The organism is Pseudomonas sp. B21-054 (assembly GCF_026016345.1).
Lineage (GTDB): Bacteria > Pseudomonadota > Gammaproteobacteria > Pseudomonadales > Pseudomonadaceae > Aquipseudomonas.
Map to the genome: position 1 here is coordinate 2,040,289 of NZ_CP087204.1, position 13,870 is coordinate 2,054,158.

A 13,870-nucleotide genomic window follows, 5' to 3' on the forward strand; every position below is an offset into this window, starting at 1 on the left:
ACGCCCCCTGACACGCACGGCTGAGCGAACAGCATAGTAAATGCCGGATTATTTTGCCTTGGCGATCTCTGTTTCCAAGGCCTGCCCCAGTTCCGTCATGGCGTGGTCGAGGGCTTCGGCGCATTCGATCATTCGCTCAGGCGCCTGGGCTTGATGACACGCCTGCTCCAGCGCCTCGCACCGCTGGATCAACGAGGTCGCCTGCACAATCCGGGCGACGCCTTTTATTTTGTGCGCCGCTTCGATCAGTGCCTGGCGGTTGCCGCCACGGGCGACCTCGAGCAATTCCTGGCGGTCCGAGCGGTTGCTGTTGAGCAATTCGGCCAACAGGCGCCGGGTGGATGAGGGGTCACCGCCGGTCAATGCCTGCAGGCTCAGCATATTGAACACCCGTGGCCGGCTGACGGGTTTTATCGCCTTCATCCATTGGCTCAAGGCGCTCAGGCTGATCGGCTTGAAGAGGCAGTCGTCCATGCCGGCGTCCTGACAGCGTTGCTTTTCCTCCGGTTGTGCATTGGCGGTAAACCCCAGGATGGTGCAGGGCGGCAGTTGTTGTTCGGCCTCTTGCCGCCGAATCGATCGCGCCAGTTCGTAACCGCTCATGATGGGCATGTTGCAATCGGCGATGACCAGGTCGAAATGCCCCGCATGCCAGGCCTCGAGCCCCTGTGCACCATCGTGGGCGACCTGATAGTGATGACCGAGGTATTCCAGCTGCTGCGACATTAACAAGCGATTGGCGGAATGATCGTCCACCACCAGAACGTTCAACGCCGTCGCGGTCGTCTCGATCACCGGATCGGGAAGTGCACCAACCGTCGTCGTGGGCAAGACGGTCAGTTGCAGGCCAACCTGGACCTGCGTGCCGGTGCCCGGCTGGCTGCTCATGTGCAGGCTACCGCCCATCATCTGGCACAGGTTGCGACTGATCACCAGGCCCAGCCCCGCACCTTTGCGGGCCATCCGGCCGGTATTGTCGACTTGGGCAAAAGGTTCGAACAACCGTTGCAGATCCGCCGGGCTGATGCCGATGCCGCTGTCACTGACCTCCAGGTGCATGTGCACGACGTTGTCCTTGGCGGTTCGAGACAGCTGGACCTTGACCTGCACCTGACCCTGTTCGGTAAATTTGAGGGCATTGCTGATCAGGTTCGACAGCACCTGCTTGAATCGCAATGGGTCCATCAACACGTCCGGGTTGCCTTCGCCAGGCTCAAAGTGCAGCGACAACGCCAGGTTTTTCTGCCGGGCCACGCCTTCGAAGACCCGAATGACCGACTGCAGCATGGCCCTGAGATTGACGCGCTCGGGCGCCAGGCTCAGATGACCTGATTCGATTCGGGCAATGTCCAGGATATCGCCGATCAACTCCAGCATCCCGGCGGCCGATTCGTACGCGACCTCGATTGTCGAGCGGTCAAAATGGCCCTTGTCGGCATGTTTCAAGGCCAGTTCAAGCATGCCGATCACCGCGTTCATGGGGGTGCGGATTTCATGGCTCATGGTCGCCAGGAAGGTACTTTTGGCCCGGTTGGCATCGTCTGCCCGTTCCTTGGCGGCTCGCAGTTCCTCAAAGAGCTGGCGCCGCTCGCTGATGTCGATCCATCCGCCGATGATGCCTTGTACTTGAGCGGCGGAATTGCGATAGGGGAGGATCCAGTGATAGATCGTCAGCTTTCTATCCCCGATGTGCAGCGGCCGATCCACGATCAGGGCGGTGCCTTCGGCCATGACGCGCTGGTAGTCCGCCTGGTACTCCTGCGCTTCGAAAGCATTGCTCATGGACCCGGGCATGACGTTCTTGCCGATGACGTCTTCGCGTTTGGCCCCGAACGTTTCCAGGTAGCTGTCGTTGCAGCTTTGCAGGAAGCCATTGCGATCTCTCACGTAAATGGGGTGAGGGGTGCCGTTGAGCAGCGAGTGCATGAATTCGAGCTGATCGTTGAGGGCCAGTTCCGCCCGTTGTCGCTGCCGGATCTGGCGCTGCATGTAGGCATTCCACGCCAGCGAAAGCAGCAGCAACAGGCCGACGCCTGCGACGATCTGGAAGAACAGGCGGTTAAAGGTGCGCCAGGTCTGTTCCGAGGCCGAGACGTAGCCGCGCCAGCGGTTGTTGATGACGCCCAGCTCGTCGGGGTCGATGCTGGTCAAGGCCTTGTCGAGAATGGCATTCAACTCTGTGGCATTTTTCGCGGTGGCCAAGGAGAACATGGCCTGCTGAGTGCCAACCGTGCTGCTGATTTGCAAGGTGTCGCGCAGTGAGTGGGACGAGATGAAATAGTTGGCCATGACCAGAGAATGCACGCTGCCATCGACTTGGCCCTGGGCGAGCATTTCAATAGCCTGCAAGGGGTCTATGGTTTCGATTATCTTGATGTTCGGATACTGGTTGCGCAGCCAAGCGATAACCGGATTGCCTTTGGCGATCGCCAGGCTTCGGGTCCCGAATTGGTCGAGTGTCGCCGGTGTATCGGAGGGCTTGCGGGTCAGCAGGACGAACGAGCTGTCGACATAAGGGCGGCTGAATTTCAACTGTTGTTGCCGTTCGCTGCTCGGCAACAGCGCGGCAATCATGTCGGCCTCGCCATTCAGGACCGCGGCAATCATTTCGCTGTCGTTCCGATGCCGCTGGATGTCCAGGCGCAGGCCAGTGTGCAGCCGGATCAGCTCCAGCAGGTCGGCGCTGATCCCGCGAAAGTCGCCGTCCGAATCAAAGAACGTGAAGGGGGCCGACGTTTCGTTCACGGCCACCCGAATCACTGGATGCCGGGCCAGCCAGCGCTCTTCCCGGTCGGTCAGTTGTATCTTGTGTTCCGTGAGGAACAGGTCACTGCCTGCGCTCCATCGCTTGAAAATGGCCGCTTGCTCGGCGATGGAAATCTGGTTCAGCGTGGCGTTGATGACTTCCAGCAGCCGGGTATCGTCACGCCGCACCGCGAAACCAAACCCGTGGGACTCATGTTTGCCAAAGCTGGCCATGCGGATGTTGCTCAGGTAACCCTTACTGATCATGTAATGGGTGGAAATGGTATCGCCGAGAAATACATCGGCCTGGCCAAAGGCGACGGCGTTTATGGCGTTCTGGTAGGAGGGATAGGTGGTAATGAGCGCCTTGGGGTAGAGTTTTTCTATTTCCTGCAATGGCAGGTAGTGATAGACCATGCTGAGCCGCAGCCCCTTGAGGTCTTCAGTCAGGGGACGGTTTTCATTCATTCGGGTCACAAGGACGGGTTGGTCCACTGCATACGGCGTCGATAGGGCAATGCCGGGGGTACGGGCTTCGAAACCGTTGGCGGTCCCCAGCATGTCGATGTGTCCATTCTTGAGCGCCGCAATGGCCGCCTCACGGGAATCGAATCGCAGGACCCTCATGGGCAGACCGGTCGCTTTGGCGATGACGCCGGCGTAGTCGGCAGTCATGCCCTCATAGTCGCGCCCGCTGGTGGAGAGATCGAAGGGCGGATAGTCCGGCGCAGAGGTTCCCAGGACCAACTCCCGCCGGTCCTGGAGCCAGGCACGGTGGGCGTCATCCAGCCTGGCCTCGCTATGGGCCGGGGTCGATCGACCCAGAAGCGTATAGGCCTCGGGCATTCCCGAGGCCGCTGCGAGGGTTCCTGCATATAAGCCTGCGCCGATCAGCAGGAGACAATTCTTTATGCATTCGAGCATCCTGTTCCTTCTCATACCAGCGCGTTGCGCTTGGCCATTTCAATCAGTTCTACCAAGGATTTGACTTTTAGTTTTTGCATCAGGCGTTTTTTATAGGTGCTGACGGTTTTATTACTTAGGAACATCCCCTTGGCGATTTCCTTGTTGGTGCGGCCCTGGGCAAAAAGTTGCAAAACCATCAACTCCCGATCATTGACGCTCTTGAAAAGATCCAGCTCTATACTGCGCGGATCATCCTGGCGTACCGGGTTCAGTGCCTGGCTGGGGAAGTAGTTGTAGCCGGACAGTACGGCTTTGATGGCGCTGACAAGTTCACTGAGGTCTTCTTGTTTACAAACGTAACCGGAGGCGCCGGACTGCATGCATCGGATACCGAAGAGCGTTGGCGATTGTGCCGTGAGCACCAGCGTTTTCAGTGGCGTGGTCATGGCATTGAAGCGCGACAGGATTTCCAGCCCGTCAAGTTTGGGAATGCTGATGTCCAGGATCACCAGGTCAGGCATGCATTCGCGCACCATTTGCATCGCGTCGACGCCGTTGTCAGTTTCCCCTACGACCTTATAGCCCTCATGTTCCAGGAGCATGCGAACGGCGAGGCGGATGACCGGATGATCGTCGACAATGAAAACGGAGTTCATGAGTAAAGTATCCTACGCGCTTAAATAAAGCGCGCACCTTAGCCCAGTTAAAGCCGGGGTCGTACGAGGCGCGAGGCGTGCATCCTCAGTTTCAGATGTTTCCTACAAAAAAAGAGGCAAGGTACTACGGTGTAATTAGGTTTTTAGTAAGTTGTTAAAAGGGAAGGGGGGCTTATTGGCCGTTTGTGAAAGGATATTTCCTTCAGAATGTTATTTATGTAAACAAGTGGCCCGCAAGGTAATTCAATAGTTGTAGCGGGTTACACACTGCTGTCTGAAGTGCAGGCATTGTTCAACGTGGCATCCATCCCAAATCCCCTGTGGGAGCGAGCTTGCTCGAGATCGCATCGGATCAGCAGCATTGAAGTTGACTGATCTACCGCTATCGCGAGCAAGCTCGCTCCCACAGGCTCTACGCCCGAGCCCCCGTATCGCCTCTCATTGGCGGGTGCGGCCGGTCATCTCCTGGGCCATTTCGCTGGCGTAACTGTCGGTCATCCCGGCGATGAAATCGATCATTCGCAGGAAAGCGCTATGCAGCGGGCCGTTGGGATCGGGGGCGTTGTTGCCCAGCAGGTCGAGAATGCGCCGATTCTTGAACGAGGGCGTACGGCCACCGTGCTGTTCCAGGGCCGCTCCGCAAAAGCCGTTGAGCAGGATCTCCAGCGTGGTGTAGGCGCCGATCTCGTTGAGGGTCTTGCGCTTGTCCTGGAATATTTTCTTGCGGGCCATGTCCTTGGCATTCAGCACGCAGCGTTTGGCTGGACCGTGCATATGTTCCACCAGGTCGCCTGGCAGTGTGCCGGCCAGCAACGCCTCTTGCTGCTCGACGAACGCCCTGGCCGCGGCGTTGGTCAGGTGCTCGATGGCCTTGCCCCGCAAGATCGCCAGTTTGCGCCGACGGGAATCCAGTGGCCCAAGTTGACGGTAAGTGTCTGGAAGATCGTCGCCCACCAGGTCCAGGAGCAGCGACTCCACCTGTGGATATTCCAGCAGGTCCATCTCTACGCCGTCTTCCAGGTCGATCAAGGCGTAACAGATATCATCGGCGGCTTCCATCAGGTACACCAATGGATGCCGTGCCCAGCGCTGGTCTTCGAGCTGTGGCAGGCCGAGCTTGTGGGCGATCTGCTCGAGCAGGGGTAGTTCGCTCTGGTAGCAACCGAACTTGTGTTTCTTGTAGCCCAGGGAGTCGGCGTGGCGGGCGGTCCAGGGGTATTTCAAATAGGTGCCGAGGGTGGCGTAGGTCAGCCGGGTTCCGCCGTCAAACTGGTGGTACTCAAGCTGTGTGAGAACCCGGAAGCCTTGGGCGTTACCTTCGAAGTTCAGAAAGTCGTTGCGCTCGGCTTCGCTCATGGCGTCAAGCCAACCGCGGCCTGCGGCTTGCTGGAACCAGTAGCGGATAGCGTCTTCGCCGGAATGACCGAACGGTGGGTTACCGATGTCGTGGGCCAGGCAGGCCGATTGCACCACCATGCCCAGGTCGCTCGGTTCACACCAGTCCGGCAAGGTGCCGCGGATGGTTTCCCCCACCCGCATACCCAGGGAGCGTCCGACGCAACTGACTTCCAGCGAATGGGTCAGGCGCGTATGGATGTGGTCGTTGCTGGAGACCGGATGAACCTGTGTCTTGCGCCCGAGACGACGGAAGGCGCCGGAAAAGATGATGCGGTCGTGGTCTTTATGGAAGGGGCTACGGCCCAGTTCTTCTGGGCTGTGCAACGTTTTTCCGAGGCGTTCGCGAGTCAGCAGGGTATGCCAATCCAAGGCCGGTTACTCCGTTTGATGAGGACAATGCCCTAGCTTCCCGGTTCGTGGGGCACCCTGCAAGCTCTCTCGCCACGCACTGCCAGGTCAGGGTTTACGTACGTCCTTGGCCAGTTTGATCAATGGCAGCAGCGTTGTTGCCAGCCGGATCAGGCCGGCCAGGCCACCGGCGCGACCGCTGCGGCTGCGTTTGCCGGTGATGAAACCGAGCAAGGACACCGCCGCCACGCCCCACAACGGCGCGTGCTTGATGCCGAAACCTTCGTGCCAGCTCTGTGTCAAGCCGCGCACTCGCTGCAAAGGCTGCAGCAACTGGCGGGTTTCCTGACGGATTTCCTGGCGGTGCATTTCCATACGCAGGCGCACCAGCGCCTTGCGCATTTCCTGGCGTGTCCGGGCTTGGGGAATATCAGGCAGGCTCATGGCAGCAGGCGCTCCCGATCATTGGCCAATTCTTCGAGGGTGGCGTGGAAGGGCGAGGACTCATCGTAGATCGCTGCCTTGAGTCGAAGACCGCAGAACAGCGCCGCCAGCAGATAAAACAGACACAGGCCGATGATTCCCGCCAGACGATAGGTATCCCATACCAGGATCAGCACCAGCGCCGAAAGCCCGACTAACAGCAGCAAGCCGAACACCAGCGCAAGCCCGGCAAACAGCAGGAGGCTGACGGTACGGGCCTTTTGTTCCTGCAATTCAATGCCGAACAGTTCGACGTGACTGTGCAGCAGTCCAAGGAATGCCGCGCCCAGGCGGCGCGCCGTAGGTTGTGTGCCCGCTTCGGACGAGCCCGGTTGTTCGATACCCATGATCAGCGCCGTGTTGCCAGTAGACCGATCAAAAAGCCCACGCCCGCTGCAATGCCGACGGATTGCCAAGGGTTGGCCTGTACGTACTCCTCGGTGGCGGCGACCGCAGCCTGGCCACGTTCGCGCACTGAGTCTTCGGTCAACTTGAGGGTTTCGCGAGCGCGCAGCAGGGTTTCGTGAATCTGGCCGCGCAATTCATCCGCCTGATCACCCGCCAGCGTCGCGGTGTGATCCAGCAACCGCTCGGTGTCGCTGACCAGTGTCTGAAAATCTTCCATCAGGATTTCTTGAGCAGTCTTTGCCTGGGTTCTGGCCATCGGTGAATCTCCGTAAGTGACGTCTGAAGCGTTCGAGTATGAGCCTTGTCGGAAGGTTCAGTGAAAGTGACTGGTACAACTTTTGCTCAGGCTTTTGCCATGTACTGGTGCGACACCCTGCACCTGTGCGCTGAAGCTGGGCACAACCCCGCGAAACCTTAACCCAAATAATCAAAACCCGCGAAGCGCCTCAAAGCGGGACGTCGTGTTGTCGGTTTTTTCGCACCAAAGCGGTTCACTAGCTTTCGACAGGCTAGTGCATCGTTTCAACTTGGTGCGCTGGCAGGGCGGACGAACCGGTTTGGTGCTTTTTTCAACTTTTTCAGGTCTGCCCAACACCATGGAAAATATGCAAAGCGCTGTGGAGAATCTCGTCCACAGCTCCAACACGCTATTCATCTTGCTCGGTGCGGTCATGGTTCTGGCGATGCATGCCGGTTTTGCGTTCCTTGAAGTGGGAACCGTCCGGCAAAAGAACCAGGTCAACGCATTGTCCAAAATCCTCAGCGACTTCGCTGTCTCGACCTTGGCCTATTTTTTCATAGGTTACTGGATTTCCTACGGCGTGACCTTTCTGCAACCGGCAGCGGTGCTCAGCGCCGATCATGGCTACAGCCTGGTGAAGTTTTTCTTCCTGCTGACATTTGCCGCCGCCATCCCGGCCATTATTTCCGGCGGAATCGCCGAACGTGCCCGATTCGCGCCGCAGTTGTGCGCCACGGTACTGATCGTGGCGTTTGTCTATCCGTTCTTCGAAGGGTTGATCTGGAACGGTAACTTTGGTTTGCAAGCCTGGTTGCAAGCGCGGTTCGGTGCCAGTTTCCACGACTTTGCCGGTTCCGTGGTGGTGCATGCCATGGGTGGCTGGCTGGCATTGGCCGCCGTGCTCTTGCTTGGACCGCGTAACGGCCGCTACCGGGACGGTCGCCTGGTGGCGTTCGCGCCATCAAGCATTCCGTTCCTGGCCCTGGGATCGTGGATCCTGATTGTCGGCTGGTTCGGTTTCAACGTGATGAGTGCCCAGACCCTGCCTGGGGTGAGCGGGCTGGTGGCGGTCAATTCATTGATGGCCATGGTGGGGGGGACCGTGGCGGCACTGATTGTCGGGCGCAACGACCCGGGCTTTCTGCACAACGGCCCATTGGCCGGCTTGGTGGCGGTCTGTGCCGGTTCCGACCTGATGCACCCGGTAGGCGCGCTGGCGACCGGTGTCATTGCCGGTGCTTTGTTCGTCTGGTGTTTCACCGCTGCCCAGGGCAAGTGGAAAATCGACGATGTGCTCGGCGTCTGGCCGTTGCATGGGCTGTGTGGTGTGTGGGGCGGCATTGCCTGTGGCGTCTTCGGCCAGGGCGCCTTGGGCGGCCTGGGCGGGGTCAGCTTGATCAGCCAATTGATCGGTACGGCATTGGGTGTCTTCATCGCCCTGGCCGGAGGGTTCGTGGTTTATGGCGTGATCAAGTTCGTGCTGGGGCTACGGCTGACGCAGGAAGAGGAGTATTACGGTGCCGACCTGTCGATTCACAAGATCGGCGCGGTCAGCCAGGACTGACCATGGCGCTACGGCTCCTTGTCCTGATTACCCGGGTAAAAGCCATGCAGCAGGCGATAGCGGTCATGGCGGACCTGATCCACATGTTGCTGGACCTGTTGCTCGGGCAGGCCAAGCATGATCAGGGCGTGGGATGCCAGCATGAGGCTCGATTCCAGCAGCTCCGGGACCACTTCGCTGGCCCCGGCAGCCTGCAACTCGGCCAGTTGGCTGTCATCGCGGGTGCGCACCAGGATCGGCACTTTCGGGTTGAGCCTCCGGGCTTCCTTGAGCACCGTGATGGCAATGTCGGTCTTGTCGACCGCAATCACCAGCAACCTGGCGCGGCTCAGTCCGACGGCGGCCAGCAGGTCCCCCCGTCGTGAATCCCCATAATGCACGCAGTTTTCCCCAACGATGGCCTCCTGGATAATGACCGGGTCATCATCCAGGGCAACGAACGCCTGGTTTTCGCGGCGCAGGAATCGTCCGATGGACTGGCCGACGCGCCCATACCCGCAAATGACCACGTGACCCGATAGGCCGGCGTTGAGCGCGCTGATCTGGTCCAGTTGCGCCGCTTCGTTGGGTTTGCGGTACAGGCGGGCGGCGATGCGTGGCGCGGCGCGCAGCAACAGCGGGGTCAGTAGCATCGAGCAGAACGTCGCAGCCAGCAGCAGGCCACTGAGGTCGGCGGGCATGAGACGGTTCTGCTGCATCAAGGCCATCAGGGCGAAACAGAATTCGCCACCCTGGGCCAGGGCCAGGCCGCTGCGCCAGGCGGTCTCTCCGTCACTGCCGCGCCATTTCACCAGCACGGCGACCACGCAGCCCTTGATGAGCATCAAGCCCAGCGTCAACCCAAGGATCAGCGCGCCGTCATCCACAAACAGCTGCAGATCGATCAGCATGCCGATGCTGACAAAAAACAGCCCCAGCAGGATGTCGCGAAACGGTCGGATATCGGCTTCGATCTGATGCCGGTAGTGGCTTTCTCCCAGCAGCATGCCCGCCAGAAACGCCCCCAGGGCCGGTGACAGGCCGAGCAGATGCGTCAGCCAGGCCGTCAGCAACACGATCACCAGCGCCAGTAGCACAAAGAGCTCAGCGGACTTTGACGCGGCCACTTCATGGAACAGCCGGGGAAGCAACAGGCGACTGGCCAATAGCAAGCCGCCGAACAGCACCAGTGTCTTGCCCAGGGTCAGGGGCAGTGCCCAGTACCACGGGTGCTCGCTGCTGCCGGCGAACACCGGCACCAGGGTCAACAACAGCACCGCGACGACATCCTGGAACAGCAGCACACCGATGGCGTTCTGGCCGTGGCTGCTGAAAATCTCCCCCAGGCTGGTCAATTCCTTGCTGACAATGGCCGTGGATGACAAGGCCAGTCCCGCACCGAGCAACAGCGCCGCGATCACGGGGGCGCCAGAGAGAGCCAGCAAGGCGGCCAGGATCGCACCCGAACACAGCACCTGCAGGCTGCCGAGGCCGAACACGAGTCGGCGCAGTTCGAGCATCTTCGACAAGGAGAACTCCAGCCCCAACGAGAACAACAGGAAAACCACGCCGAGCTCGGCCAGGTCTGGCAGTTCTTCGCTGTCGTTCACCCAGTCCAGCGCCGTCGGTCCGACCGCTAATCCGACACAGAGATACCCCAGCACCGGAGGCAGGCGCAGTCGCCGGAACAGGGCGATGACCACCAGGGACGAGGCGAGGATGATCAGCAGGTTGGCAAACAAGGTGTACTCCAATTCAAGGCTACAACGCACAGCGTAGAGGGGAAAATGCGACAAGCGTCGCTGGAAAAGCATTGGCGATCAGTGATTTGCATCAGCGTTTTACCGAAACACCCCGAAGCGAGGCAGCAACTCGACGGTTTCGCGGGGCGAGCCTAGAATGACCGTCTATCTTTTTTAGGTCTACTTGCCATGCTTCCTGAATGCCAGTTGTTCGGCACCCTGGGTTGCCATCTCTGCGAAGTCGCCGAGGCAATGCTGATGCCTTTCGTTGTTGAAGAGCGCTTGCTGGTGGAGCTGGTGGATATTTCAGAAAACGAAGCCTGGATGGACGATTATGCGTTGCGTATTCCTGTGCTGCGCAGGCTGGATACCGGGGCCGAGCTGGAATGGCCCTTCGAGACCGAACAGATAGTGGCATTCCTGATTTGAATGCTTCGTCCGTCGGTTCCCGATACGACTGTTGGCGATAGAGGGGTGTTTCGGTTACTGTATGCCCATACAGCTATCTGGAGTGCATCCCTTGGTCAATGTCGAACAACTGAAAAATAGCGTGAACCGGATGTCCGTGGAGGTTGTGCGCGAGGCGGTCCAGGAGTTACGCCTGGACGGGCTGGTGACCGAAGGCAAGACGCCCTTCAACAAACTGCATTTCAATACCTGCTTCGCTGAGATCGAAGCGTTGTTCCAGCGTGCCGGTTACCACAAACAGCTGGATGTGGTGGGTTACCAGGGCCTGTTGTATGCGTTGTACGATCCGGGTCGCTGGGAGGCGGTGGAGGTGCTGCGCTGGTTGAAAGAGTTCACCGAGGCGGCGGCAAAGCCAACGTCGATCCCGGCGTGAAGCAATCAGTGTTGGGTTAGCGGGCGAGACTGTCGGATAATGCTGCCCTGCAAAAAAGCTAAGAGTTTTTAATGTCCGGTTCCTCGTTTTCCGCCGCGCACCATCAGGCCAGCACGCTGTATCTGCCTCCCGGCGCCTGGCAAACAGTGTTGGAGTGTCTGTGCGAGCATTTCAGCGCCATCAGTCGCGAACAGTGGCTGGACCGAATTGCCCGAGGGCGGGTGCTGGACGGGGAGGGCAGGGCGATCCATGTCGACTTGCCGTACCGTGAAGGCCTGCGTATCCACTATTTTCGTGAAGTGCCCGACGAAAAGCCGATCCCGGTGGTGGAGTCGATCCTGTACGCCGACGAGCACTTGGTGGTGGCGGACAAACCGCATTTTCTACCGGTCACCCCGGCGGGCGAGTATGTCGAGCAAACCTTGTTGCGACGCCTGATCCGGCGATTGGACAATCCCCATCTGGTGCCGCTGCACCGTATCGATCGGCACACGGCCGGCCTGGTGTTGTTTTCAGCCAACCCGCAGACCCGTTCGGCTTATCAAACACTGTTTCCCACGCGTCGGATCGAGAAACGCTACCAGGCCATTGCCCGCGCGTTGCCTGCGCTGGCCTTTCCTCGGGTGCATAAAAGCCGAATGATCGATGGCGAGCCGTTCTTCCGAATGCAGGAAGGGCCGGGTGAACCCAATACCGAAACGGCCATTGAAGTGCTGGAAAGAAACGGCGAGCTGTGGCGCTACGGTCTGTACCCGGTCACGGGCAAGAAGCATCAGCTGCGGGTGCATATGAATGCCCTTGGCGCGGGTATCTGCAACGATCCGTTTTACCCCGAGGTCATCCGCGACGCGCAGGACGATTACGCCAATCCGCTCAAGCTGCTGGCCCAAGGGTTGCGTTTCATCGATCCTGTCACTGGCCAGGAGCGTGTCTTTGAAAGCGGCATCGTGCTGCAGTGGTAATCAGCCCGACTTTCGGACAGGCATAAAAAAGCCCGCATAGAGTGCGGGCTTTCCTGTATCTGACTGCGGTGTTGAAGATTACAGGTCCTTAACGGTACGAACCTGATCCTTGTTCACGCGGGTTTGCTTGCCGTCCAACTGCTCGAATTCGTAGAAGCCGCTCTCTTCATCGTACTTGGGCGTGTCGACGGCCTGGATTTCGCGACCGTCATTCAAGGTGATCACTGTTGGCGATGCGCAACCGGCGAGAGTGGCAAGGCCCAGTGCGAGCATGAAAGTGGCGAGGGTCCGTTGAGTCATGGTGTTTCTCCGAAATGGATTCTTCAAGTTACTAACCTTCAGACGTATACATCGCATGCAAGTTCCTGGCTAGTGTCAATCTGACACGCCTTTGTGTTGGGCCAGCAGTTCCGGTGTATTGAGATTCGCCAGCCGAGGATCGTTGGCAGAGCATTGCAAGGCTACAGCGTGGAGGTTGCGCATGATACGGCCGGGGCTGCGTTCGCCTGCGTTCCAGGCCTGCTCGAAGGTCCCGGCCAGGGCGCGAGGAATAACGCACAGCAGCGGCTCCCAATGTTCGCCATGACGCACCATCAGTGGCACATCGGGATGTCGGCTTGCCGTTTCGCGCATGCTGTCGAGCAGGTTCGAGTCGATCTGTGGAACGTCGCAGGGCAGCACCAGCAGATACGGATGCCTGGCCACCCTGAGGCCCGCGCGGATACCGGCCAATGGACCGGGAAAGCCACCTTCGTCGTCATGCACCAATTGATCGGCATACAACCCATAACGTTCCGGGTTGCGGTTGCAAGAGATAATCAGGTCATCGCTCAACGCCCGGGTCTGGCGATGGAGATGGGCAATCAGCGGCTCGCCTTGCCACTCCAACAAACCCTTGTCTTGCCCGCCCATGCGTTGTCCACGGCCGCCCGCCAGGAGCAGAATGGAGCATGATGGCAGCGGCGTGTTTGTGGTCATGGCGTGTCTCCGCAGAGGCGAAAAAATGAAGCGCTGTGATATAACACCGGGCTGTTTCCTCCACAACTGGACGAGCCTATGAAAGCCAAGGCTGATGTACCTTTCGTATCGCTCAATATCGCGGTGCTGACGGTGAGTGATACCCGTACCCTGGAGACCGACACGTCCGGGCAGGTTTTTGTCGACCGGCTCACGGCGGCCGGCCACAACCTGGCGGAGCGGGTCCTGCTCAAAGATGATTTGTACAAGATTCGGGCGCAAGTCGCGACCTGGATTGCCGAGGACGTGGTGCAAGTGGTGTTGATCACGGGCGGCACCGGCTTTACGGGTCGCGACAGCACTCCGGAAGCCGTTGCATGCTTGCTGGACAAGCAGGTTGACGGTTTCGGTGAGCTGTTCCGGCAGATATCCGTGGCGGACATCGGCACTTCCACGGTTCAGTCCCGGGCGCTGGCGGGATTGGCCAATGGCACGCTGGTGTGCTGCCTGCCGGGCTCCACCAATGCGGTACGCACCGGATGGGACGGGATCCTCGCCGAGCAACTGGATGCGCGGCATCGCCCGTGTAACTTCGTACCCCATCTGAAACAGGCAGCGGCTTGTGAATCCCGTGGGTAAA

The 13,870-nt window shown here is 59.3% G+C and carries 14 protein-coding genes; 5 read left to right on the forward strand and 9 right to left on the reverse strand.

Features of this window, described 5'->3' with window-relative positions; translation table 11 throughout:
- Positions 1–48 precede the first annotated feature (48 nt).
- From LOY70_RS09110 to LOY70_RS09135, 6 genes are all read right to left on the reverse strand, one after another.
- Complete coding sequence (locus LOY70_RS09110; protein ID WP_265035659.1) at positions 49–3,669, reverse strand: transporter substrate-binding domain-containing protein; 3,621 nt, start codon at positions 3,667–3,669, stop codon at positions 49–51.
- 11 nt (positions 3,670–3,680) lie between these two features.
- Positions 3,681–4,307 carry a response regulator transcription factor gene (locus LOY70_RS09115; RefSeq protein ID WP_123342045.1) on the reverse strand — a complete coding sequence of 209 codons (627 nt, stop codon included), beginning with the start codon at positions 4,305–4,307 and terminating at the stop codon, positions 3,681–3,683.
- Positions 4,308–4,745: 438 nt separating this feature from the next.
- Entirely contained in the window at positions 4,746–6,074 is a 1,329-nt protein-coding gene (locus tag LOY70_RS09120) for a deoxyguanosinetriphosphate triphosphohydrolase (RefSeq protein WP_123342044.1), read from the reverse strand.
- Positions 6,075–6,161: 87 nt separating this feature from the next.
- The gene (locus tag LOY70_RS09125; RefSeq protein ID WP_025212639.1) at positions 6,162–6,497 is read right to left on the reverse strand and encodes a hypothetical protein; all 336 of its coding nucleotides are present in this window, start codon (positions 6,495–6,497) and stop codon (positions 6,162–6,164) included.
- Positions 6,494–6,883 (reverse strand): phage holin family protein, encoded by a 390-nt coding sequence (locus tag LOY70_RS09130; protein ID WP_025212640.1) that lies wholly within the window; start codon positions 6,881–6,883, stop codon positions 6,494–6,496. Before LOY70_RS09130 ends, LOY70_RS09125 begins: the two co-directional genes overlap by 4 nt.
- Positions 6,884–6,885: 2 nt before the next feature.
- Positions 6,886–7,200, reverse strand: a complete 315-nt coding sequence (locus LOY70_RS09135) for a DUF883 family protein (protein WP_123342042.1) — start codon at positions 7,198–7,200, stop codon at positions 6,886–6,888.
- 340 nt (positions 7,201–7,540) lie between these two features.
- Between LOY70_RS09135 and LOY70_RS09140 the strand changes: the two genes are divergently transcribed.
- Complete coding sequence (locus tag LOY70_RS09140; protein ID WP_265035662.1) at positions 7,541–8,749, forward strand: ammonium transporter; 1,209 nt, start codon at positions 7,541–7,543, stop codon at positions 8,747–8,749.
- A gap of 8 nt (positions 8,750–8,757) precedes the next feature.
- On the opposite strand, the gene LOY70_RS09145 is transcribed toward LOY70_RS09140, so the two are convergent.
- Positions 8,758–10,470: a cation:proton antiporter gene (locus LOY70_RS09145; RefSeq protein ID WP_265035664.1), complete on the reverse strand. Its 1,713-nt coding sequence runs from the start codon at positions 10,468–10,470 to the stop codon at positions 8,758–8,760.
- A gap of 189 nt (positions 10,471–10,659) precedes the next feature.
- Between LOY70_RS09145 and LOY70_RS09150 the strand changes: the two genes are divergently transcribed.
- The 3 genes from LOY70_RS09150 to LOY70_RS09160 all read left to right on the forward strand — a co-directional run bounded on the left by LOY70_RS09150 (position 10,660) and on the right by LOY70_RS09160 (position 12,273).
- Positions 10,660–10,899: a glutaredoxin family protein gene (locus LOY70_RS09150; RefSeq protein ID WP_265035666.1), complete on the forward strand. Its 240-nt coding sequence runs from the start codon at positions 10,660–10,662 to the stop codon at positions 10,897–10,899.
- A 91-nt stretch (positions 10,900–10,990) separates the two neighbouring features.
- Positions 10,991–11,311 (forward strand): transcriptional regulator, encoded by a 321-nt coding sequence (locus LOY70_RS09155; RefSeq protein ID WP_025212645.1) that lies wholly within the window; start codon positions 10,991–10,993, stop codon positions 11,309–11,311.
- Positions 11,312–11,382: 71 nt separating this feature from the next.
- On the forward strand, positions 11,383–12,273 hold the full coding sequence (locus LOY70_RS09160; protein WP_265035668.1) for a pseudouridine synthase: 891 nt from the start codon (positions 11,383–11,385) through the stop codon (positions 12,271–12,273).
- 78 nt (positions 12,274–12,351) lie between these two features.
- Here LOY70_RS09160 and LOY70_RS09165 read toward each other — a convergent pair whose 3' ends face one another.
- Together LOY70_RS09165 and mobA are read right to left on the reverse strand one after the other, a co-directional pair.
- Entirely contained in the window at positions 12,352–12,573 is a 222-nt protein-coding gene (locus tag LOY70_RS09165) for a YgdI/YgdR family lipoprotein (protein ID WP_003183689.1), read from the reverse strand.
- 75 nt (positions 12,574–12,648) lie between these two features.
- Positions 12,649–13,251: a molybdenum cofactor guanylyltransferase MobA gene (mobA, locus tag LOY70_RS09170; protein ID WP_123342039.1), complete on the reverse strand. Its 603-nt coding sequence runs from the start codon at positions 13,249–13,251 to the stop codon at positions 12,649–12,651.
- Positions 13,252–13,329: 78 nt separating this feature from the next.
- Between mobA and moaB the strand changes: the two genes are divergently transcribed.
- Positions 13,330–13,869: a molybdenum cofactor biosynthesis protein B gene (gene moaB / locus LOY70_RS09175; protein WP_265035672.1), complete on the forward strand. Its 540-nt coding sequence runs from the start codon at positions 13,330–13,332 to the stop codon at positions 13,867–13,869.
- Position 13,870 lies beyond the last annotated feature (1 nt).